The organism is Pseudomonas sp. MF6767 (genome assembly GCF_016405475.1).
Classification (GTDB): Bacteria; Pseudomonadota; Gammaproteobacteria; order Pseudomonadales; family Pseudomonadaceae; genus Aquipseudomonas; species Aquipseudomonas paracarnis.
In genome coordinates this window covers 204,186-227,003 of sequence record NZ_JAEKCY010000007.1, presented here as the reverse complement: position 1 = coordinate 227,003, position 22,818 = coordinate 204,186, and the positions used below count along the sequence as shown (strand labels likewise).

Below are 22,818 nucleotides of genomic sequence, written 5' to 3'. Positions count from 1 at the left end.
GGAAACCTCGGTTTTTTTATTGTTACCGCGCTCTAGGCAAAGGCCCCGAGATCAGGCATATAATTTGCTTATGTTTGGCGCTCACGCGCCCTGTCGTGGATGGCGCATTGCGCCGGCGAATAAGGTGTTAAGCCCCTGCCATGAAACCATCGCTAGTCCTGAGAATGGGCCAGCAGCTGACGATGACACCGCAGCTGCAACAGGCCATCCGCCTGCTCCAATTGTCGACCCTGGACCTGCAACAGGAGATCCAGGAGGCCCTGGAGTCCAATCCGATGCTCGAACGCCAGGAAGAAGGCGACGACTTCGATAACGCAGATCCTCTGGCCGATAACATCGAGCAAAAACCCAATTCCGACGTGCAGGAACCCTCCTATCAGGAAACCGCCCCGACGGTGGACAACCTGGAGGAAGGCGACTGGAACGAACGCATTCCCAACGAGCTTCCCGTGGACACCGCCTGGGAAGACGTCTACCAGACCAGCGCCAGCAGCCTGCCAAGCAGCGATGATGACGAGTGGGATTTCACTACCCGCACGTCGGCGGGCGAGAGCCTTCAGAGCCACTTGCTGTGGCAACTGAACCTGGCGCCGATGTCCGATACCGATCGCCTGATCGCGGTCACCCTGATCGATTGCATCAATAACCAGGGTTACCTGGACGAAACCCTCGACGAGATCCTCGAAGCCTTCGACCCGGAACTGGATATCGAACTGGACGAAATCGAAGCCGTCCTGCACCGCATCCAGCAATTCGAGCCCGCAGGCATCGGCGCACGCACACTCAGCGAGTGCCTGTTACTGCAACTGCGCCAATTACCGGCCAAGACGCCATGGCTCACCGAAGCGCAACGCTTGGTCAGTGACTACATCGACCTGTTGGGCAGTCGCGACTACAGCCAACTGATGCGCCGTATGAAGCTCAAGGAAGATGACTTGCGCCAGGTCATCGAACTGGTGCAAAGCCTCAACCCGCGTCCAGGCTCGCAGATCGAGTCCAGCGAAGCCGAATATGTGGTGCCCGACGTCATTGTGCGCAAGGACAACGAACGCTGGCTGGTGGAGCTGAACCAGGAGTCAGTACCGCGCCTGCGGGTCAACCCACAATACGCAGGTTTTGTGCGCCGCGCCGACACCAGCGCCGATAACACCTTCATGCGCAACCAGTTGCAGGAAGCGCGGTGGTTCATCAAGAGCCTGCAAAGCCGCAACGAAACCCTGATGAAAGTCGCGACCCAGATCGTCGAACACCAGCGCGGTTTCCTGGAGTACGGCGACGAGGCCATGAAGCCTCTCGTGCTGCACGACATCGCCGAAGCCGTCGGCATGCATGAATCGACGATTTCCCGGGTTACCACGCAGAAATTCATGCATACCCCACGGGGTATTTATGAGCTGAAATACTTTTTCTCCAGCCACGTCAGCACCTCTGAAGGCGGTGAATGCTCGTCCACGGCGATCCGCGCGATCATCAAAAAACTGGTTGCCGCTGAAAATCAGAAAAAGCCGTTGAGTGACAGCAAGATCGCTGGTTTACTGGAGGCACAAGGCATTCAGGTCGCCCGTCGAACCGTCGCCAAGTACCGCGAGTCCCTAGGGATCGCGCCTTCCAGCGAGCGTAAGCGGTTGATGTGACGGGTGGGCCACAGCGTTCCAGTGGTGGGTATTCCTGCCCACCGCTTTATGCACTGGCAACGAAGGAGAAGCTGTATGCAAGTCAACATCAGTGGACACCAGCTGGAAGTCACCAAGCCCCTGCGTGAATACACCGAGAGCAAACTGAACAAGCTTGCGGGGCATTTTGACAAGATCACCAACGTGCAGGTCATCATGGAGGTCGATAAGCTCAAGCAGAAAATCGAGGCCACCCTGCACGTACCGAATGCCAAGCTCGTCGCCAATGCGGAACATGAAGATATGTACGCGGCCATTGACTCCCTCTACGACAAGCTCGACCGCCAACTCATAAAGCATAAGGAAAAGAATCTGCACCTGATGCAAGGTACAGGTCGTTAACTCTCCCCCCATGATCCGACTTGAAAACATCCTGACCCCCGGCCGTTCCCTCGTGAACGTGCCGGGCGGCAGTAAAAAGCGCGCCCTCGAACAAATTGCCAACCTGATCGCCCGGGAAATTCCGGATCTGGAGATGCAAGATGTCTTCGAAGCTCTGATTGCCCGTGAAAAACTCGGCTCCACCGGTTTTGGCAACGGCATCGCGATCCCCCACTGCCGCCTCAAAGGTTGTGATAAACCCGTGAGCGCGCTGATGCACCTGGACGCTCCGATTGATTTCGACGCCATCGACGGCGCCCCGGTCGACCTGCTGTTTGTGCTGCTGGTCCCGGAAGCCGCCACCGATGCGCACCTGGAACTGCTACGGCAGATCGCCAGCATGCTAGACCGCAAGGATGTACGCGACAAACTGCGCAGCGCTTCCAGCAATGAAGCGTTGTACCAAGTTGTCCTGGATGAACAAAACGGGCAGTAATCATGCGTTTGATCATCGTCAGCGGTCGCTCCGGCTCCGGTAAGAGCACCGCCCTCAATGTGCTTGAGGACAACGGCTTCTATTGCATCGACAACCTGCCTGCCGGCCTGCTGCCAGAGCTGGCGGAGCGTGCACTGATCCATACCGAATTGGCGCAGCCGCTCGTTGCGGTCTCGATTGATGCGCGCAACCTGCCCAGCCACCTCTCGCGCTTCCCGGAACTGTTGGAAGAAGTGCGTGCCAAGCACATTCATTGCGATGTGCTGTACCTGGATGCCGACGAAGAGACCCTGCTCAAGCGTTTCTCCGAAACCCGTCGACGCCACCCCCTCAGCAGCGCCAACCGTTCCCTGGCCGAAGCCATCGAGGACGAGACCAAGCTGCTCGGGCCGATCATTGACCTGGCCGACCTGAAGATCAACACCACCAACCTGAACCTGTATCAGTTGCGCGACGCGATCAAGCTGCGCCTGCTGAACCAGCCTGAGCCGGGCACAGCGTTTCTGGTCGAGTCGTTTGGCTTCAAGCGGGGCATGCCGGTAGATGCCGACCTTGTGTTCGATGTGCGCTGCCTGCCCAACCCTTACTGGAAACCGGAGTTACGCGACCAGTCCGGGCTGGATCAGCCCGTGATCGACTACCTGGCCGCACAACCGGACGTAGAAGAGATGTTCCTGGATATCTCCAGCTACCTGCTCAAATGGTTGCCGCGCTTTGCCGCCAGCAATCGAGCCTATGTCACCATTGCCATTGGCTGCACTGGCGGCCACCACCGCTCGGTCTATCTGACTGAGCGCCTGGGCCAGGTGCTGCAACAAACCCTCAAGAACGTCCAGGTTCGCCACCGCGACCTGAGTTGAAAGGAACACCTGCGCGATGCCTGCTCTGGAAATTGAAATCATCAACAAGCTGGGCCTGCACGCACGGGCGTCGGCTAAATTCGTCGGCGTGGCCGGCCAGTTCCCCTGCCAGATCCGTGCTGGGCGTACGCCAGAGTCCATGGTAGATGGCAAAAGCATCATGGCGATGATGATGTTGGCGGCCGGCAAAGGCACAAAAATTCATCTGAGCACCGAGGGCGAGCAAGAAGACGAAGCAATGGCCGCACTGGTCGAGTTGATCAACAACTACTTCGACGAAGGCGAATAACCCCCTTATGTAGGAGCGAGCTTGCTGGCGAAACGTCAACGATAACGCGGGCATCCTGGTTTAACGCAGTGTTCTCAGGTTTTTCGCGAGCAAGCTCGCTCCCACATGGAACCACCCTCAGCCCAACGCCGTATCCATCACCATCATCACGCAAAACCCGAGGCACAGCCCAAGGCTGGCAAGCTTTTCATGGCCATTGCGGCGCGACTCGGGGATGACTTCATGAGTCACGACCAGCAACATTGCCCCGGCGGCCAACGCCAAACCCAGCGGCAACAACACTTCGGCAAGGCTCACCAGCCATGCACAGAGCACCGCAAATACCGGCTCAACCAAGCCTGATGCAGCGCCAATCAAAAAGGCTTTGATCCGCGACATTCCCGCCCCAGCCAATACCAGCGCAATCACCAGCCCTTCAGGCACATCCTGCAGGGCAATGCCCATGGCGAGGCTGTCGGCATCCGCCATGCCTCCGCCCGCAGAAACCCCCACAGCCATGCCTTCCGGAATGTTGTGCGCAATGATGGCAAACACAAACAACCAAATACGCGGCGGGATAACCGGTTTATCCGGTGTACCCACCAGCATTTCCGGGCTGGCGCCAGAAACCTTGCGGTCTACGAGGTACAGGCCGAACGCCCCGAGCATGATGCCGAAGCTGATCAAGCCACTGGCGCCCCAAGGTGAAAGTCCCAGGCTTTCGGCGGCGGCGATACCCGGCACCACCAGAGAAAACGCAGTCGCCGCCAGCATCACACCAGCACCAAAGCCCAGCAGGGTGTCGCTAAGCGCCATCGGCATGCGCCGAATCACCAACACCGGCACCGCGCCCAGCGCCGTGCCAAGCGCGCAAATCGCCCCACCCTGCAAAGCACGCAGTATGCGCGGTTCCAGGTTCAACCAGGCCAGCCCATGGGCCACCAATAACGCAGTACCTGCCAATAGCAGCAGCGTGCCAAACGCATAACGAAACATTCGCACGCTACCGATCGCCAGTGTTTGAGTGCCCATAGTCGGCCTTAGATCTTGTTATGGAGTGAATGTCAGGCCAAAGCGGCCTGATAGCGCGCGGCAACCTCCGGCCAGTTGATGACGCTATAGAATGCATTGATGTACTCCGGTCGTCGGTTTTGATATTGCAGGTAGTAAGCGTGCTCCCAGACGTCCAGGCCCAGCACCGGCGTATTGCCGCTCATCAGCGGGCTGTCCTGGTTGCCGCTGCTTTCCACCACCAGCGTTTTTTGTGGCGTAACGCTCAGCCAGGCCCAACCGCTGCCGAATCGCGTCAAGGCCGCCTTGGTGAACGCCTCCTTGAAGCTGTCGAAACCACCCAATTGCTCGTCGATAGCCTTGCCCAGCGCGCCCTCGGGTTTGCCGCCCCCTGTCGGTGACATGACCGCCCAGAACAACGAGTGGTTCGCATGCCCGCCTCCTTGGTTGACCACGGCAGCGCGTAATTTCTCCGGCAATGTTTCGACGCTGGACACCAGCTTCTCCACGGGCCAGCCGGCGAACTCAGTGCCCTCGACCGCGGCATTGAGGTTATTGATGTAGGTCTGGTGGTGTTTGGTGTAGTGAATTTCCATGGTTTGCGCGTCGATATGCGGCTCGAGGGCGTCGTAGGCGTAAGGCAAGGACGGCAAGGTATAGGTCATATCAATGTGCTCCAAAGTGGGACGTGGACGTTGGCGTCGCAGCACCGCCCAGCAGCCGATGAGTGCGTGGGTATTCGCCGTGATCGCTGATGAAATTCAGCAGTTCGACGTAGGTCTTGCTGCTCTGGCGCAACGCGGCCTCGCGCAATGGCGGGCTGAGGCGTGGGTCCTGCATGGTCTGCAAGAGGCGCTGATGGATAGCGCAGAGGTATTCGGCGCTTTCCTCAGGCTGGTTCAGGCGCAAGTGCAGGTCCGCCAGGTTGTGATGGGAAATGACACAGGCCGCCACTGCTTCGTCGGCATCCGCCCAGCGTTCGAACAACACTTGGGCCAGGGCCAGGGCTTGCAGATAGGCCTCGCGAGCGTCAACCAACTCGCCTGCCATAAAGCAGCGATTGGCCCGATCGATCGTGCGTTTCCAGTGCTCCATGGTGAGCCTCCAAAGCAGGGTCGTTGATTACACGCCACCGGCGGTGAGCTTTTCCGGGTCCAGCAGGACTTCCAGTTGGCTGCGAGGCAGGTCGGTGTGTTCGAGGGCGACATCGATCACCGGGCGGCCTTGCTGATACGCCTTCTTGGCGATTTCAGCGGCTTTCTGGTAGCCGATGATCGGGTTAAGTGCGGTGACCAGAATCGGATTGCGCGACAGCGCTTCCTTGAGCTTGGGCTCATTGACCTTGAAGCTGGCAATGGCCTTGTCCGCCAGCAACCGGCTGGCATTGGCCAGCAATTCCAGGCTGCTGAGCAGGTTTTGGGCAATGATCGGCAGCATCACATTCAGCTCGAAGTTACCCGATTGGCCGGCCACCGTGATCACTGTGTCATTGCCGATAACCTGGGCGGCTACCATGGCGGTCGCTTCCGGAATGACCGGGTTGACCTTGCCCGGCATGATCGAAGAGCCTGGCTGCAGCGCCTCCAGTTCGATTTCACCCAGGCCGGCCAATGGCCCGGAGTTCATCCAGCGCAGGTCATTGGCGATCTTCATCAGCGACACCGCCGTGGCTTTCAACTGGCCAGAGACTGCAACGGCGGTGTCCTGGGAGCCAATCAGCGCGAACAGGTTCTTGCCGGGCGTGAATTTCACCCCGGTCAAAAGGCTCAGTTGCTGGCTGAAGCGCCTGGCAAACTCGGGGTGTGCGTTGACCCCGGTACCGACCGCCGTGCCGCCCTGAGCCAATGCTTGCAGCGCCGGTAGCAGGTCCTGCAAGTGACCGATATTGGCCTTGAGCTGCTGCGCCCAGCCGTTCAGCACCTGGCTCATGCGCACCGGCATGGCGTCCATCAAATGCGTGCGGCCGGTCTTGATGAACGGTTGAACCGCCTCGGCTTTTTGCTCGATGACTTGCACCAGATGCAGCAGGGCCGGCAACGTTTGCTCGTGCAGCACCAACGCGGCACTGACGTGGATGGTGGTTGGGATGATGTCGTTGCTGCTCTGGCCGCAATTCACATGATCGTTGGGGTTGACCGCCTCGCCCAGCAAACGGCTGGCAAGGGTCGCGATCACTTCGTTGGCGTTCATGTTGGAACTGGTGCCGGAGCCGGTCTGGAAGATATCCACCGGGAAGTGCTGCATGTAGTCGCCTTCCAGCAAGCCTTGGGCGGCATCGACAATGGCCTTGCCCTGCCCTTCGCTGATTTGCTTGAGCTCGACGTTGACCTTGGCCGCGGCTGTCTTGGCCAGGATCAGGGCGCGGATGAATTGCGCCGGCATGGGTTGATGACTGATGGGAAAGTTGTTCACCGCACGCTGTGTTTGTGCGCCATACAAAGCTTCTTGCGGCACATGCAGTTCGCCCATGCTGTCGCGTTCGATACGGGTGTCACTCATCATTAGATCCTTGCACCAAGTCAGAAACGGAAATCGAAGGCAGTAATTCGCAGCTCGCCAATTGCCAGGCAAAGGTCTGCCAGCGCTTGAGGCGGCAGGCACAGTGGGAGAGTTTTTCCAGGTCGCGCAGTGGCCGCCAGGCCTGGTCCAGGCACAGGGAGCGCCAATGCCAGGGCAAGGCGACATCAGCGGCGGTGTCGATCAACAAACGAAATGAGGTTTCAGCGATCGTCCACGGATGGGTTGCGGTGCAACACGCCAGATACCGACCTTCGTTCAGGTAGTGCTCAATCAGGCGGGGTTCATTGGGATCGAGGCCACAGCGAATCTGGCGGCTCATCCAACGCCAGCTTTCCAGATAGGGATCCTCATGCAGGACAGAACTCATGAGCCACACTCATTCGGTAATGATATTTATTATTAAATGATATTGAGAATCAAAACAAGAGCAGCCCATTAATCCTGTCGTGACAAGGCAATAAAAAAGGCGCGCCATCTTTGCGATGGCGCGCCTTTCAGGACGTGCGGGAGGAATTAGCTGCCAGCGACCGTCATGCGTTCGATAAGCACCGAACCCGTGCGAATATTGCTGCGCAGTTCCAGGTCGTTACCCACGGCAACGATCTGCTTGAACATATCGCGCATATTGCCGGCGATGGTCACTTCCTGGACGGCGAACTGAATCTCGCCATTCTCCACCCAGAAGCCCGCCGCACCCCGCGAGTAGTCACCGGTGACCATGTTCAGGCCATGGCCCATCAATTCAGTCACCAGCAACCCGCGCCCCATCCGCCGCAACAACGCCGCCTGGTCTTCATCACCGTGGGTCACGAACAGGTTATGCACACCGCCCGCGTTAGCGGTGCTTGGCAGGCCCAGCTTGCGACCGGCATAAGTGCCCAGCACATAGGACACCAGCTCACCCTTCTCGACAAACGGCTTGGCATAGGTCGCCAGGCCATCGCCGTCGAACGACGAACTGCCCATCGCGCGCATCAGATGCGGGCGCTCGTCAATGGTCAGCCACTCAGGGAACAGTTTCTGACCGATGGCGCCTTCCAGGAACGAAGACTTGCGATACAGGTTGCCACCGGAAATCGCGCCCAGGAAGCTGCCGAATAAACCACCAGCCAGCTCTGCGGAAAACAGCACAGGCACTTCGCAGGTCGGCACCGGGCGCGCGCCCAGGCGGCTCGCGGCCCGTTGCGCCGCACGCTGGCCAATGCTTGCAGGGTCTGCCAGTAAATCGCCTTGGCGGTTTACGTCGTACCAGTAATCACGCTGCATCTGCCCATTGGCTTCGGCAATCATCACGCAACTGAGGCTGTGACGCGTGGAGGCATAACCACCGATAAAGCCATGGCTGTTGCCGTAGACGCGGCAACCCTGATGAGTGCTCAAGGTGGTGCCGTCCGCATTCTTGATGCGGGCATCGGCATCGAACGCTGCCGCTTCGCAGGTCAGCGCCAGCTCGATGGCTTGCTCAGGGGTGATATCCCAGGCATGGAACAGGTCGAAATCCTGCACATCCTTGGCCATCAGCGCCTTGTCGGCCAGGCCCGAGCTTTCATCCTCGGAGGTGTGCTTGGCAATCGCCAGTGCTGCGGCGACGGTCTCGCGAATCGCCTCCGGCCCACTGGCCGAGGTGCTGGCCGAACCTTTGCGCTGGCCCGCATACAAGGTGATGCCAAACCCTTGGTCGCGATTGAATTCAACCGTTTCCACTTCCCGCTGGCGCACCGAAGTCGACAACCCTTGCTCCAGCGACACCGCCACTTCACAGGCGCTGGCCCCCTGGCGCTTGGCTTCGGCAAGGATCTGCTCGACTTGTTCCTGCAGTGCCGGTAACGCTTGTGGACCGACGCTTTGGGCTGCACTCATGGTTTTCTCCACTCAAATTCTGCTTTCGGTAATGGCCATCGAGCGACCGGGCCGGACAAGCGGCCCCCGACTGGTTATCATGGCGGCGTTTCTTTGCGGACTGCCACCATGGTTGATTCTTACGACGACTCCCTCGATGGGGAGAAAAGCAAAACCCAGGTCAAACGTGAGCTGCATGCTCTGGTTGACCTTGGCGAGCGCCTTACAACGCTCAAAAAGGATTTGGTTGCCAAACTGCCACTGACCGACGAAATGCGTCGGGCCCTGGCCGATGCGCCCAAGCACACCGCGAATATCGCGCGTAAACGGCACATCTCGTTTATCGGCAAACTGATGCGCGACCAAGACATTGACGCCATTCTGACTTTGCTCGATCAAACCGATGCCTCCACTCGCCAGTACAACGAACGCTTCCACAACCTGGAACGTTGGCGTGACCGCCTGATCTCGGGCGATGACGCGGTGCTGGAGAAATTCGTACTGGACTATCCGGACGCGGACCGCCAGCAATTGCGCTCCCTGATCCGTCAGGCCCAGCACGAGCTGGCGCATAACAAGGCGCCGGCCACCAGCCGTAAAATCTTCAAGTACATCCGTGAGCTGGACGAGACTCAACGCGGTCTGCGCTGATCCTCTTCCCCGGGTGGCGGTCTTCGCCACCCGAAGCTCCGGCTCCTACGATCCCGTGCCACCCACGGTAATCGCATCAATTTTCAAAGTTGGCTGGCCGACACCTACCGGCACCGACTGCCCATCCTTGCCGCACGTGCCCACGCCGCTGTCCAGCGACAGGTCGTTACCGACCATCGACACCTTGCTCATGGCTTCCGGCCCGTTACCAATCAGCGTCGCCCCTTTGACCGGCGCGGTAATCTTGCCGTCTTCGATCAGGTACGCCTCGCTGGTGGAGAACACGAACTTGCCGCTGGTGATATCCACCTGGCCGCCGCCGAGGTTGGCGCAGTAGATACCGCGTTTTACCGAGGCAATGATTTCTGCCGGATCGCTTTGACCACCGAGCATGTAGGTGTTGGTCATGCGCGGCATCGGTAGATGCGCATAGGACTCACGACGACCGTTACCGGTGCGCGCCACGCCCATCAGGCGGGCGTTGAGCTTGTCTTGCATGTAGCCCTTGAGCACGCCGTTCTCGATCAGGGTGGTGCATTCGGTCGGCGTGCCTTCGTCATCGACGCTCAGCGAACCACGGCGGCCGGCCAGGGTGCCGTCATCGACAATGGTGCACAGCTTGGACGCAACCATTTCGCCCATGCGCCCGCTGTAGGCGGAACTGCCCTTGCGGTTGAAATCGCCCTCCAGGCCATGGCCCACGGCTTCGTGGAGCAACACGCCAGACCAACCCGAACCCAGCACCACCGGCAAGGTGCCGGCCGGCGCGGGAATCGCTTCCAGGTTGACCAATGCCTGGCGCAGCGCCTCACGGGCATAGCCCATGGCACGGTCGTCAGCAAGGAAATAACGGTAGTCGGTGCGCCCACCGCCGCCATGTCCGCCGCGCTCGCGGCGCCCGTTCTGTTCGACGATCACACTCACATTGAAACGCACCAGCGGCCGTACATCCGCCGCCAGCCCACCGTCGGTGGACGCCACGAGGATGCGCTCCCACACGCCAGCCATGCTCACGGTCACTTGCTGGATACGCGGGTCCAAGGCACGGGTAGCAGCGTCGATACGCTTGAGCAGCTCTACCTTTTCCGCACGACTGATCACTTCCAAGGGGTTATCCGGCGCATACAACTGCGCCACGTCCTGGGTACTGAACGCCTGCACCGTGCCATTCTGCCCGGCACGGGAGATCGAACGGGCGGCACGCGCCGCCAGGCCCAGGGCCTCCAGGGTGATCGCATTGCTGTAGGCAAAGCCGGTCTTCTCACCCGATTGCGCGCGAACGCCTACGCCCTGGTCAAGGTTGAAACTGCCTTCCTTGACGATCCCATCTTCCAACGCCCAGGACTCGGAAATCTGCCCCTGGAAATACAGGTCAGCCGCATCGATACCCGGCCCGGCCAGATCGCCGAGCACGGTTTGCAGGCTTTCGATGGTCACGCCACCGGGTGCCAGGAGGTGATCACTGACTGAGGACAACAACTCGCTCATAGGTTTGGCCTTAAATTCATCGTTCTGAAGCAGGCCGCTGCGCGCCCTGCGAGAAAAAGCGCCGGTGATTGGCCACCGGCATGCGCGCCCGTATCGACGCCTGTTCACTGCTATCGCGTTCGGCCAGTAACACCGCTTCGCCTTGATCCTGTTGCGCCAGCACTCGGCCCCAAGGGTCGACAATCGCCGCATGGCCAAACGTTTCCCGTGGGCCTGGGTGCACACCGCCTTGGGCGGCTGCCAGCAGGTAGCACTGGGTTTCGATGGCACGTGCGCGAATCAGCACATCCCAGTGTGCAGCCCCGGTCACCGCCGTGAAGGCCGAGGGCGCGGTAATCAGTTCAGCCCCCGCCGCACGTAACTCGCTGTACAGCTCGGGGAAACGCAGGTCGTAACACACCGTCAACCCCACACGGCCCACCGGCGTATCCGCCACCACCACATGGTTACCGAAAGCATAGTCGTCAGATTCGCGATAACGACCGCGAGCATCCGCCACGTCCACATCAAACAGATGGAGTTTGTCGTAGCGAGCGACGATTTCACCCTGATCATTGATCAGCAGCGAGCAAGCATTGGGTTTGGCGTGGGGCTGGTCCTTGGGCGGCAGCGGCAATGTGCCGGCCACTATCCATAAGGTGAGGTCGCGGGCGGCCTGTTTCAACCAGGGCAGCACAGGCCCTTGGCCCAACGCCTCGGCGCGGCCAATGTCGGCCAAGTCGCGGCGGCCCATGGCGGCGAAATTCTCTGGCAGCACCGCGAGTTTCGCGCCATCGGCCGCCGCCTGCTCCAGCAGGCGACGCGCCTGGGCGAGGTTGGCCAGCACGTCACTCTGGCTGACCATTTGAATTACCGCAAAGGACATGGGCCGACACTCCATACAGGGCATGGGGCCATGCTACTCCACAGGCTCTCAGTTTGGCTTTTCAAATGGCTTGTCGAAGGTGATTTTTGGATCCTTCCAGGGGCCTTGCACCTTGTATTGCACACTGGCGAAGCGCGAAACCCGGTCACCGATCAGCTTGTCGATCAAAAACAGCGCACCACCAATGGCCGGCGCACCGACAATCAGCGCCGCAATCGGCAGGTTGTTGGTCACAGGCAAGGTGACCAGCAATTTGGCGTCGACGCGATCAGCAACCAGATCCAGGGTGCCGTTAAGCTCCAGGTTGGTGGAAGGCCCGGTCATGGTGATGGGCTCGCGGGTCACGAACACGCCATTACTGGCGGCCAACAAGCCTTTGACCCTGTCGTAGCTCAAGCCCTTGCCGAACAAGTCGGAAAAGTCCAAACGCAAACGCCGCCCAATGGAGTTGAAGTTAAGCAGGCCAAACACTCGCAATGCCTGGGCCCCGCCCTCCACTTCGACGAACTGACCTTTACGGAACGCGGCATCCAGGCTGCCGGAAAACCGCTTGGGCCCGACCCAGGCCGGCGACCCCGGCCAGCGGCCATCCACGTCCAGATGAAAGTCTTCGCTGGTCACCGTAGGCGCAAAACCCCAGCCCTTGAGCACGTCGGCAATGTTGCGGCCATCAAGGCGGCCCTTGTACCAACTGCTGCTGGCGCCTGGCGCACCTTCCCAACCCCCGGCGCCCTTGAGCAGCATGCCCTTGAGGCCAAGGTCGAGGTTATTGAAGGCCAGCCCTTTGGCGGTGGGGCGGATCCTCAGCGACCAGGCCCCGATCAGGTCCGAGCCCTGGAACAGCTGGTCGACGGCAATATCCAGCGCCGGAATGCTTTTTGGGTCGATATCGGCCAGCGGGTCCGGCGCGTTTTCGTCCGCCTGCGCGGTCGGGTCTGGCGCAGGCAATTTCACATACTTGAGATTGACCGCAATCGGCGCGCCTTTGGCGTCCGGCAGGTTCACCGCGCCCTTGGCTTGCTGGCTATCGAGTTGCAGGCCCCAGGCCGCTGGTTTGCGATCGAGCTGCAAGCTGACCTGATCAAACTGGGTACCAAACCCGGTCAGTTTGCCCACCTTGAAGTCCGCACCGCTGAGCAGTTGCTTGGCATTGCCACCTGGATCATTGCCCGCGTAGCGATCCACAAGTTTCTTCCAGGGATCGATATCCAGTTCCGACAGCACGCCACGAATGCGCAGGCCCTTGGCACCGGGCAACATGGCATCACCGTCGCCGAGAAACAGTTCGCCGCGGCCATCATTGAACTTGTCCGGCGGCGCGGCAAAAGTGAAATTCGCCAACTCGCCGTAATCAAACCAGTAACGGCGCTCAGCACCCTGCAAGGTCATGCGAAAGGTGCTGTCACGCCCCTGGCTGGCGGGCATGCCGAACGGTGCCGGCAGGTCCACCGCGACACCCTTGAGGTTGGAGTTGACCATCAACTGGCTGTCCGCGCCGTCCAGGATCACTTGCAACTGGTACGGAATATCGCCGGAGACCGGCAACGGCTGGCTGATTTTCAACCAGTCCGTAAGGCGCTTGACGGTGACCTGGCCATTGGCAGTCACCCGCGTGCTGATATTACCCGGTTTGCCTTCGGCAAAGATCTGCGCCGTGATGGGGCGGTCGAACGCCTGGGCCGAGATCTTCTGCCCGCTCAGGCCCTTGGCGCTGTCGAAGCGAAAATCACCCTTGAGCTGGGTCAGGTCCAGCGGCGGCTCGGCCAATTGCAGGCGCGCCTTGTCGGTCTTGAAGTCCACCACGATCTTGGGCTCAGTGCCTTTGGCCAGCGGTACGTCCAGGTCCAGGCTACCTTGCAGGTCGCCCTCGCCTTTCCAGCCGGCGAACGTAGACGCCGTGCCGATAGGGGCTTCTTGAAGGATCTTCAGGCCGTCGCCCAAACCGCCGGAGAACCCGCCCGTGAGCAGCAGATGACTGTCCCCGCCCGCTGGGGCGTGGGGGATATTGACGTAGACATCCTTGACCTGGGTGTCGAGCAACTGGCCCTTGCTCGCCAGAATGCGTACGCCGCTCTCCTCGACAAACACTTCGCCATTGACCTTGTTCACATGAGGCCAGCCCGGCTGGAAGGCGAGTTCGGCATCATGCACCTTGAAGAACAGGCTGATATTGCGCGATGCGGGCAGCGCATTGTGGCTGAGCGAGCCCTGGTACTGGAAGAAGCCTTCGTCCACCGCGCCCTTGAGGATCGCCGTGCGCAGCCATTCATCCAGCGCCGGGCTCAACACGGCGGGTAGATACTTGGGGGTGAAACGGCCATCGCCATCGACCATGCCGACCCGCAGGTCCATGTAGTCTTCCTGGCTGTGGTCGAAATGCAGACGAATCAGGAAGTCCGCCGCCACCTTGCCTTCCTCGCCCAGGACCTTGATATACGGGGCGATCAGGGTGAAGCCTTGCTTGTCCAACTTCCAGGTCAGGCGCGCATTGGCCTGGATGTACTGCCACGGCTTGGCGAAGATCGGATACAGATGCAAGGAAAAGTCCTTGCTGTCCATGCGCAACTCACCTTGGCCCAGGTCGCCACTGATGCTGCCGGACACATTGCGTGCGGCCGGCGCGCCAAAGTAGGCATCGAAGCCGACACGCTCCAGGTTGGCGGCAAAACTGAGTTTGCGATCGGTGGTGTCTTGCGGTCGGAAGTCCACCAGCACATTGCGTAACAGGCCAGTGGCTTTGAGGTGTTCGACGGCCTTGGCGAAACCGTCCGGCAGCGGCGCCAAGGCGTTGAGCAACGGGGTAATGGGGGTCAGGTCGAGGCGGTCGGCCTGCAATTTCCACACTTCCTGTTCCTTGTCGGTCGCCAGGCTTTGCTGCAATTGCAGGCGCGACTCCCAGCGGGTTTCGCCAATGTTCATCGCCAGGGAATCAAACAGCACCTTGAGGCCAGTGTCACTGCGCTGCAGGTAGGCGGTCAGGGCCAGGTTTTCGAGGTGTACCGGCTTACGGTCGGCATAGCTGCCCTTCACTTGGGGCGAATTGAGGCGCACGGCAGCGCTTTGCACCGTACCTTTGGCCCAACTGAGCCAAAACTCGCCGCCAGCCTTCAATTGCGTCAGCTTCCATTGCTGGGTCAGTTTGGCGGGAATCCACTTGGCCCAGTCGCTCTGCGGCAGGCTCAGGTAGGCATCGACCTCAGCGTCTTGCCACTGGCTGGCACGAATGCGGCTACGCAGGCTGACCGCCAACGGTTGGCCATCGGGCAATGTCAGGCGAGCGTCCAGACGCTGCTGGCTCATGCCGGTATGCAGGCTCAGGCCCACATAGGTCACGGTCACTGGTGCCTGGTCGAAGGGTTGCAGGGTCACCTGGCTGTCCAGCACCGACACGCGCTTGACCATTTGCATGCGCGTCAGCAGTTGTTGCGGGTCCAACGGCTGGTCGTCCTGCACCGGCAAGCCTTGCAGGGTCCAGCGGCCGTCCTGGTCTTCCTTGACACTCAGTTGCAAGCCACTGACTTGCAGATGGGCGATACGCACTTCGCGGGCCAACAGGCTGGCCCACATATCCGGCACCACTTCCACCTGGTCCAGGCGCAAGGCACTGCTGCCCTCGCCCACCATGACGTCATGGGCCAGCAATACCGGGGCAAACCCGCTCCAGCGGCCTTCAAGGCTGCCGATATGCAGCGGCGTATCCAGCGCAGCCTGGGCCTTGGCCTCGACTTCGGCGCGGTATTCGGCCACCAGCGGGGTAAGTTCGCGCCCCAGGCTCACGTACACCGCCGCCAATACCAGCAACAACGCACACAGGCCCAGACTCCAACGGGTCAAAGCGGCAAAAAAGCGTATCAGACGCTCCATGTCAGGCGACCCTCAAAAAACAGTTAGCGGACGGCAGATCAAGGTCTGCCGGTCTCGAAGAAAGTGCACAGTTGGGGATCAGAGCAACACCACGTCGTATTGTTCCTGGGAATACATGGTTTCGACCTGGAAGCGAATGGTGCGACCGATAAAACTTTCCAGTTCGGCGACGTTACCGGACTCTTCGTCTAGCAGGCGATCCACCACCTTCTGATTGGCAAGCACTCTATAACCTTCCGCCTGATAGGCGCGTGCCTCCCGCAGGATCTCGCGGAAAATCTCGTAGCAAACCGTTTCCGGGGTCTTCAGTTTGCCGCGCCCTTGGCAACTGCTGCACGGCTCGCACAGTACCTGTTCCAGGCTTTCACGCGTGCGCTTGCGGGTCATCTGCACCAGGCCCAACTCGGTGATGCCGATGATGTTGGTCTTGGCGTGATCGCGCTCCAGTTGTTTTTCAAGCGTACGCAGCACCTGGCGCTGGTGCTCTTCATCTTCCATGTCGATGAAGTCGATGATGATGATGCCGCCCAAGTTACGCAGGCGCAGTTGACGAGCGATGGCCGTGGCCGCTTCGAGGTTGGTCTTGAAGATCGTCTCTTCAAGGTTGCGATGGCCCACGAAGGCACCGGTGTTGACGTCGATGGTGGTCATGGCTTCTGCCGGGTCCACCACCAGGTAGCCGCCGGACTTGAGTGGCACCTTGCGCTCCAGGGCTTTCTGGATTTCGTCTTCGACGCCATACAGGTCGAATATCGGCCGCTCGCCGGGGTAGTGTTCCAGGCGATCGGCGATTTCTGGCATCAACTCAGCAACAAATTGCGTGGTGCGCTGGAAGGTTTCCCGCGAATCGATGCGAATTTTCTCGATCTTCGGGCTGACCAGATCGCGCAACGTGCGCAACGCCAGGCCAAGGTCTTCATAAATGACGCTGGGCGCGCCAATGGTCTTGATCTGCGCGTCGATTTGGTCCCACAAGCGCCGCAGGTAGCGAATATCCATGAGGATCTCGTCAGCGCCCGCGCCTTCTGCGGCGGTGCGCAGGATAAACCCGCCCGCTTCCTTGATGCCCTCGGCGGCGACGCAGTCGCTGACCACCTTCTTCAGACGCTCGCGCTCGGCTTCATCTTCGATCTTCAAGGAAATGCCCACATGGGCGGTGCGCGGCATGTACACCAGGTAGCGCGAGGGAATCGACAGCTGGGTGGTCAAGCGGGCGCCCTTGGAACCGATGGGGTCCTTGGTGACTTGCACCACCAGGCTCTGGCCCTCGTGCACCAGAGCGCTGATGCTTTCCACCGCAGGGCCCTCGCGCAAGGAAATTTCCGAGGCATGGATAAACGCTGCACGGTCCAGGCCGATGTCGACGAAGGCCGCCTGCATGCCCGGCAATACGCGCACCACCTTGCCTTTGTAGATATTGCCGACGATCCCGCGCTTCTGGGTGCGCTCGACATGCACTTCTTGCAGAACACCGTTCTCTACCACCGCCACGCGCGATTCCATCGGCGTGATATTGATCAGAATCTCTTCACTCATGGCTGGGTCTCGTTCAGGCGTTTTCACAATAGTGACCGTTCGCTTAAGGCTTGGCGCTGGAATACGGCGTTCAGCACACGGTAAGGTTTTGCCAACAGGGTATGCCGAATTGGGCGAGCAGTTGCGCGGTTTCGCAGACTGGCAGGCCCACCACGGCGGAATAACTGCCATTCAGCCCGGCCACAAACACCGAGCCCAGCCCTTGGATAGCATAGCCGCCGGCCTTGTCCTGCGGTTCGCCACTGTGCCAGTAGGTGGTAGCCTCCCGCACAGAAACCTCGCGGAAACGTACACGGCTGCTGACACATCGGGTTTCACATTGCTGGCCGTCGGTCAGGGCAATGGCGGTGAGCACTTCATGCTCGCGGCCGGAAAGGGCCATCAGCATGGCCAGTGCATCAGCCTGGTCCACCGGCTTGCCCAGGATCCGCCCATCGACAATCACCGCCGTGTCGGCCCCCAGTACGCAGGTGCCCGAGGTGTGGCCAAGCGCGACAAAACCTGCCGTCGCCTTGCCCCGCGCAAGGCGCTCGACATAGGCAACGGCAGGTTCGTCGTTCAGGGGAGTTTCATCAATAGCGGCGCTGACCAGGGTGAAGGGCACACCGATCTGGGCCAGCAGTTCACGTCGCCGCGGGGAGCCCGAGGCCAGATAAAGCGAATTCATTGCAGACTCTCCCTGTGGGGTTCGATAACCAGGCAGAGCCTCGCAATCCATTCAATTGATTTTATAGCGACGACGCAGCCCACGCAGGCCAAAACTGATCCAGGGCCATAACAAGGCGCTGACCAGCGCCGGCAGAACCAAGGCCAGGGTCGGCTGGCGGTTGCCGGTCAACGCGCTGAGCCATAGCTGCACCAACTGCGCCAGGCCGAAGATCACCAGGATCACCAGGCACTGCTGCCACATCGGGAACATGCGCAAGCGCTGCTGCAGCGACAGCACCAGAAAGGTAATCAGGGTCAGGATCAACGCGTTCTGGCCTAGCAAGGTGCCATACAGCACATCTTCGGCCAACCCCAGGCACATGGCCGTGACCATGCCCACCTTGTGCGGCAGGTTCAATGACCAGAACGCCAGCAACAAGGCCAGCCAGAGCGGGCGAAGGATTTCCATGAACTGCGGCAGCGGCGAGACGCTGAGCAGCAAGCCGATGGCGAAGGTCAGCCAGACGATCCAGCCATTGCGTGAATGAGTACCCGCCATTAGTCCCCCCTCTGCGGTGTGGTGGCCGGAGCGGCGGTCGGTTTAGCCGGGCGCGCGTTATGCGCGGCAGGTTTGGCCGGCGTTGCCACAGGTGCTGCAGCTGCCGGTGCAGGTGACGTGGCTGGGGCGGGTGCAGGTGGGCCAACAAAAGCAGGTTTTGGCACCGTGGCCGGCACGATAGGCGCGGTGCCATTCTGCTGGTCCTCCGCTTCCTGGGCCTGGGCAGCGTCGTTAGCGCGCTCTTCCGGGGTGCGGTTGTCGCTGAACACCAGCAGCAGGTAACGGCTGCGGTTCAGCGCGGCAGTCGGTACCGCCCGAACGATAGCGAACGGCTGGCCGGAATCGTGGATCACCTCTTTGACCGTCGCCACCGGATAACCCGCCGGGAAGCGCTGGCCCAGGCCAGAGCTGACCAACAGGTCGCCTTCCTTGATGTCAGCGGTATCCGCCACATGGCGCAGCTCCAGGCGTTCCGGGTTACCGGTGCCGCTGGCGATTGCGCGCAAGCCGTTACGGTTGACCTGCACCGGAATGCTGTGGGTCGTATCCGTCAGCAATAGTACCCGCGAGGTGTAGGGCATCAACTCCACCACCTGGCCCATCAGGCCACGGGCATCGAGCACCGGCTGGCCAAGCACCACACCGTCGCGCTCACCCTTGTTGATGATGATGCGGTGGGTAAAGGGGTTGGGGTCCATGCCGATCAGCTCGGCCACTTCGACCTTTTCGTTGACCAGCGCGGAAGAATTGAGCAACTCGCGCAGCCGAACGTTCTGCTCGGTGAGGGCCGCCAGCTTTTGCATGCGCCCCTGCAACAGCAGGTTTTCAGTCTTGAGTTTTTCGTTCTCGGCGACCAGTTCGGTGCGGCTGCCAAATTGGCTGGACACGCCCTGGAAGAGACGTTGCGGCAGGTCGGTGATCCAGTAGGTCTGCATCAACACCAGCGACATCTGGCTGCGCACCGGCTTGAGCAGTGCAAAGCGGGCATCGACCACCATCAGCGCGACCGAAAGCACGGTCAGCACCAATAAGCGCACACCCAATGAGGGGCCTTTGGCGAAAAGCGGTTTAATAAGCCGCTCCTCCCAGGCAAATGTTCTCTTTATTCATACGGCATCAAACCGGCCTGGATGCAGATTGAAGAAGATAAACGCCAACAGGCAGCACTGCAAAGTGCTGCCTGCCGACGAAGCATGAACCATCCAGGCAATCTTATTCGCTGGAGAGCAGGTCCATGGTGTGTTTATCCATCATTTCCAGCGCACGACCACCGCCACGGGCAACGCAGGTCAGCGGGTCTTCGGCGACGATCACTGGCAGGCCGGTTTCCTGGGCCAGCAACTTGTCGAGGTCGCGCAGCAAGGCGCCACCACCGGTCAGTACCAGGCCACGCTCGGCAATATCGGAAGCCAGCTCCGGCGGCGATTGTTCCAGGGCACTTTTCACCGCCTGAACGATGGTGGCCAGGGACTCTTGCAGAGCCTCCAGCACTTCATTGGAGTTCAGGGTGAAGGCACGTGGAACGCCTTCGGCCAGGTTGCGACCGCGCACATCGACTTCGCGCACTTCACCGCCTGGGTAAGCGGTGCCGATTTCCTGCTTGATGCGCTCGGCGGTGGATTCGCCGATCAGGCTGCCGTAGTTACGACGCACATAAGTGATGATCGCTTCGTCGAAGCGGTCGCCGCCCACGCGCACGGATTCGGCATACACCACACCGTTCAGGGAAATCAGGGCGATTTCGGTAGTACCACCACCGATATCCACCACCATCGAACCGCGCGCTTCTTCCACCGGCAGGCCGGCACCGATCGCAGCCGCCATTGGCTCTTCGATCAGGAATACTTCACGGGCACCGGCGCCAAGGGCCGATTCACGGATGGCGCGACGCTCCACCTGGGTGGACTTGCACGGAACGCAGATCAGCACGCGAGGGCTGGGCTGCAGGAAACTGTTTTCGTGAACTTTGTTGATGAAGTACTGCAGCATCTTTTCACAGACGCTGAAATCGGCGATCACGCCATCCTTCATCGGACGAATGGCAGCAATATTGCCTGGTGTACGGCCGAGCATGCGCTTGGCCTCGGTGCCAACGGCAACGACACTTTTCTGATTACCATGGGTCCGAATGGCCACAACCGATGGCTCATTCAGAACGATACCGCGCTCGCGCACGTAAATAAGGGTGTTGGCAGTGCCCAGGTCAATGGAGAGATCGCTGGAAAACATGCCACGCAGTTTCTTGAACATGGGGAAAGGACCCTAGGCAACGCGTGGGTAAAAAAGTGCGGCAAACTCTAACAACGACAGGGATTTTGGGCAAGGCGCCAATGTGCTAAATTGGCCGACTTTCTGTGCACCAACCCCCACAATCGCGGCCTTATGACCGTAGAAATGCGGTAGTGTTCCGACAATCTAACACACGGACGCCCTCCGTTCTGTTTTCCACTGGAGAATCCCATGGCGCTTGAACGCTCCGACGTGGAAAAAATCGCACATTTGGCCTCGCTTGGCCTTAATGATGCCGATCTTCCACAGACCACCGCAGCCCTGAACAGCATTCTCGGGCTGGTCGACCAAATGCAGGCCGTGAATACCGACGGCATCGAGCCCCTGGCTCACCCACTGGAAGCCAGCCAGCGCCTGCGCGCAGACGTCGTGACCGAACGCAATAATCGCGAGGCCTACCAGTCCATCGCGCCAGCGGTCGAAAACGGCCTGTACCTGGTTCCGAAAGTCATCGACTAAAGGGAAAGAGCCTTTCATGCATCACATGACTCTGGCCGAGATCGCCCGCGGTCTCGCCGACAAATCGTTTTCTTCCGAAGAGCTGACCCAGACCTTGCTGGCGCGTATCGCCGCGCTCGATCCGAAGGTCAACAGCTTCATCAGCCTCACCGAGGAGCTGGCCCTGAGCCAGGCCAAGGCCGCCGACGCCCGTCGCGCCAACGGTGAGAACGGCGCGCTGCTCGGCGCACCGATCGCCCACAAGGACCTGTTCTGCACCCAGGGCATTCGCACCAGCTGCGGCTCGAAGATGCTCGACAACTTCAAGGCGCCCTACGACGCCACTGTGGTCGCCAAGCTGGCCGCCGCCGGCGCCGTGACCCTTGGCAAGACCAACATGGACGAATTCGCCATGGGTTCGGCCAACGAGTCCAGCTACTACGGTGCGGTGAAAAACCCGTGGAACCTGGAACACGTCCCGGGTGGTTCGTCCGGTGGTTCGGCTGCGGCCGTGGCCGCACGCTTCCTGCCGGCCGCTACCGCCACCGATACCGGCGGTTCGATCCGCCAGCCAGCCGCCTTCACCAACCTCACCGGCCTGAAGCCGACCTACGGTCGCGTTTCCCGTTGGGGCATGATCGCCTACGCCTCAAGTCTCGATCAGGGCGGCCCTCTGGCACGCACGGCTGAAGACTGCGCAATATTGTTACAAGGCATGGCAGGCTTCGATAAACAGGACTCCACCAGCATCGACGAGCCAGTGCCGGACTACAGCGCCAGCCTGAACACCTCGATCAAGGGCCTGCGCATCGGCGTGCCGAAGGAATACTTCAGCGCTGGCCTCGACCCGCGTATCGCCGAACTGGTGCAAAACAGCATCAAAGAGCTGGAAAAGCTTGGCGCCGTGATCAAGGAAATCAGCCTGCCGAACAACCAGCACGCGATTCCCGCCTACTACGTGATCGCGCCAGCAGAGGCCTCTTCCAACCTGTCGCGTTTCGACGGCGTGCGCTTCGGCTACCGCTGCGAGAACCCAAAAGACCTCACCGACCTGTACAAACGCTCCCGTGGCGAAGGCTTCGGCAGTGAAGTGCAGCGCCGGATCATGGTCGGGGCCTACGCCCTGTCGGCCGGCTACTACGACGCGTACTACCTCAAGGCGCAAAAAATCCGTCGCCTGATCAAGAACGACTTCATGGCCGCCTTTGAAGAAGTCGATGTGATCCTCGGCCCGACCGCGCCGAACCTGGCGTGGAAGATCGGCGCCAAGACCGGCGACCCGATCGCCGAATACCTGGAAGACCTCTACACCATCACCGCCAACCTCGCGGGCTTGCCGGGCTTGTCCATGCCCGCAGGTTTCGTCGATGGCCTGCCGGTGGGCGTGCAATTGCTCGCCCCATATTTCCAGGAAGGCCGCCTGCTCAATGTGGCGCACCAGTACCAGTTGAACACCGACTGGCACACCCGCACCCCTACCGGCTTCTGAGGA

General features: G+C 60.4%; 22 protein-coding genes. 8 read left to right on the top strand and 14 right to left on the bottom strand.

What is annotated here, in order from left to right:
- Positions 1-140 precede the first annotated feature (140 nt).
- From JFT58_RS14270 to JFT58_RS14250, 5 genes are all read left to right on the top strand, one after another.
- A complete protein-coding gene (locus tag JFT58_RS14270; RefSeq protein ID WP_034126312.1) occupies positions 141-1,634 on the top strand; it encodes an RNA polymerase factor sigma-54 in 1,494 nt (497 codons plus the stop codon).
- Between the two features lie 75 nt (positions 1,635-1,709).
- Positions 1,710-2,015, top strand: coding sequence for a ribosome hibernation-promoting factor, HPF/YfiA family (gene hpf, locus JFT58_RS14265; RefSeq protein WP_003171804.1), 306 nt, complete (start codon positions 1,710-1,712; stop codon positions 2,013-2,015).
- A gap of 10 nt (positions 2,016-2,025) precedes the next feature.
- Positions 2,026-2,490 carry a PTS IIA-like nitrogen regulatory protein PtsN gene (gene ptsN, locus JFT58_RS14260; protein WP_034126311.1) on the top strand — a complete coding sequence of 155 codons (465 nt, stop codon included), beginning with the start codon at positions 2,026-2,028 and terminating at the stop codon, positions 2,488-2,490.
- 2 nt (positions 2,491-2,492) lie between these two features.
- A complete protein-coding gene (rapZ, locus tag JFT58_RS14255) occupies positions 2,493-3,350 on the top strand; it encodes an RNase adapter RapZ (protein ID WP_034126310.1) in 858 nt (285 codons plus the stop codon).
- A 16-nt stretch (positions 3,351-3,366) separates the two neighbouring features.
- Positions 3,367-3,639 carry an HPr family phosphocarrier protein gene (locus JFT58_RS14250; protein WP_003188577.1) on the top strand — a complete coding sequence of 91 codons (273 nt, stop codon included), beginning with the start codon at positions 3,367-3,369 and terminating at the stop codon, positions 3,637-3,639.
- Between the two features lie 117 nt (positions 3,640-3,756).
- Here JFT58_RS14250 and JFT58_RS14245 read toward each other — a convergent pair whose 3' ends face one another.
- The 6 genes from JFT58_RS14245 to pmbA all read right to left on the bottom strand — a co-directional run bounded on the left by JFT58_RS14245 (position 3,757) and on the right by pmbA (position 9,009).
- Entirely contained in the window at positions 3,757-4,650 is an 894-nt protein-coding gene (locus tag JFT58_RS14245) for a ZIP family metal transporter (RefSeq protein ID WP_054897016.1), read from the bottom strand.
- Positions 4,651-4,682: 32 nt separating this feature from the next.
- Positions 4,683-5,294: a superoxide dismutase gene (locus JFT58_RS14240; RefSeq protein WP_054897017.1), complete on the bottom strand. Its 612-nt coding sequence runs from the start codon at positions 5,292-5,294 to the stop codon at positions 4,683-4,685.
- A gap of 1 nt (position 5,295) precedes the next feature.
- Positions 5,296-5,724, bottom strand: coding sequence for a hypothetical protein (locus JFT58_RS14235; RefSeq protein WP_054897018.1), 429 nt, complete (start codon positions 5,722-5,724; stop codon positions 5,296-5,298).
- Between the two features lie 27 nt (positions 5,725-5,751).
- Entirely contained in the window at positions 5,752-7,128 is a 1,377-nt protein-coding gene (locus JFT58_RS14230) for a class II fumarate hydratase (RefSeq protein WP_198834397.1), read from the bottom strand.
- Entirely contained in the window at positions 7,121-7,516 is a 396-nt protein-coding gene (locus JFT58_RS14225; RefSeq protein WP_003188570.1) for a hypothetical protein, read from the bottom strand. The genes JFT58_RS14230 and JFT58_RS14225 overlap by 8 nt, the downstream gene beginning before the upstream one ends.
- Positions 7,517-7,662: 146 nt before the next feature.
- On the bottom strand, positions 7,663-9,009 hold the full coding sequence (gene pmbA / locus JFT58_RS14220; RefSeq protein ID WP_034126305.1) for a metalloprotease PmbA: 1,347 nt from the start codon (positions 9,007-9,009) through the stop codon (positions 7,663-7,665).
- A gap of 108 nt (positions 9,010-9,117) precedes the next feature.
- Here pmbA and yjgA point away from each other — a divergent pair, with 108 nt between their 5' ends.
- Positions 9,118-9,639 (top strand): ribosome biogenesis factor YjgA, encoded by a 522-nt coding sequence (yjgA, locus tag JFT58_RS14215; protein WP_003188568.1) that lies wholly within the window; start codon positions 9,118-9,120, stop codon positions 9,637-9,639.
- A gap of 45 nt (positions 9,640-9,684) precedes the next feature.
- Here yjgA and tldD read toward each other — a convergent pair whose 3' ends face one another.
- From tldD to mreB, 8 genes are all read right to left on the bottom strand, one after another.
- Positions 9,685-11,127 carry a metalloprotease TldD gene (gene tldD, locus JFT58_RS14210; RefSeq protein ID WP_003188566.1) on the bottom strand — a complete coding sequence of 481 codons (1,443 nt, stop codon included), beginning with the start codon at positions 11,125-11,127 and terminating at the stop codon, positions 9,685-9,687.
- 16 nt (positions 11,128-11,143) lie between these two features.
- Positions 11,144-11,992 carry a carbon-nitrogen hydrolase family protein gene (locus tag JFT58_RS14205; RefSeq protein WP_054897020.1) on the bottom strand — a complete coding sequence of 283 codons (849 nt, stop codon included), beginning with the start codon at positions 11,990-11,992 and terminating at the stop codon, positions 11,144-11,146.
- A 48-nt stretch (positions 11,993-12,040) separates the two neighbouring features.
- On the bottom strand, positions 12,041-15,856 hold the full coding sequence (locus JFT58_RS14200; protein WP_054897021.1) for a YhdP family protein: 3,816 nt from the start codon (positions 15,854-15,856) through the stop codon (positions 12,041-12,043).
- 78 nt (positions 15,857-15,934) lie between these two features.
- The gene (gene rng / locus JFT58_RS14195) at positions 15,935-17,392 is read right to left on the bottom strand and encodes a ribonuclease G (RefSeq protein WP_003188562.1); all 1,458 of its coding nucleotides are present in this window, start codon (positions 17,390-17,392) and stop codon (positions 15,935-15,937) included.
- A gap of 70 nt (positions 17,393-17,462) precedes the next feature.
- Positions 17,463-18,059 carry a Maf family protein gene (locus JFT58_RS14190; RefSeq protein WP_054897022.1) on the bottom strand — a complete coding sequence of 199 codons (597 nt, stop codon included), beginning with the start codon at positions 18,057-18,059 and terminating at the stop codon, positions 17,463-17,465.
- Between the two features lie 51 nt (positions 18,060-18,110).
- Positions 18,111-18,599, bottom strand: coding sequence for a rod shape-determining protein MreD (gene mreD / locus JFT58_RS14185; protein WP_003188558.1), 489 nt, complete (start codon positions 18,597-18,599; stop codon positions 18,111-18,113).
- Complete coding sequence (gene mreC / locus JFT58_RS14180; RefSeq protein ID WP_072447076.1) at positions 18,599-19,672, bottom strand: rod shape-determining protein MreC; 1,074 nt, start codon at positions 19,670-19,672, stop codon at positions 18,599-18,601. The genes mreD and mreC overlap by 1 nt, the downstream gene beginning before the upstream one ends.
- 139 nt (positions 19,673-19,811) lie before the next feature.
- Positions 19,812-20,849 (bottom strand): rod shape-determining protein MreB, encoded by a 1,038-nt coding sequence (mreB, locus tag JFT58_RS14175; protein ID WP_002555108.1) that lies wholly within the window; start codon positions 20,847-20,849, stop codon positions 19,812-19,814.
- A 210-nt stretch (positions 20,850-21,059) separates the two neighbouring features.
- Here mreB and gatC point away from each other — a divergent pair, with 210 nt between their 5' ends.
- A complete protein-coding gene (gene gatC, locus JFT58_RS14170) occupies positions 21,060-21,347 on the top strand; it encodes an Asp-tRNA(Asn)/Glu-tRNA(Gln) amidotransferase subunit GatC (RefSeq protein ID WP_003188556.1) in 288 nt (95 codons plus the stop codon).
- A gap of 16 nt (positions 21,348-21,363) precedes the next feature.
- Positions 21,364-22,815 carry an Asp-tRNA(Asn)/Glu-tRNA(Gln) amidotransferase subunit GatA gene (gene gatA, locus JFT58_RS14165; protein WP_014716920.1) on the top strand — a complete coding sequence of 484 codons (1,452 nt, stop codon included), beginning with the start codon at positions 21,364-21,366 and terminating at the stop codon, positions 22,813-22,815.
- Positions 22,816-22,818 lie beyond the last annotated feature (3 nt).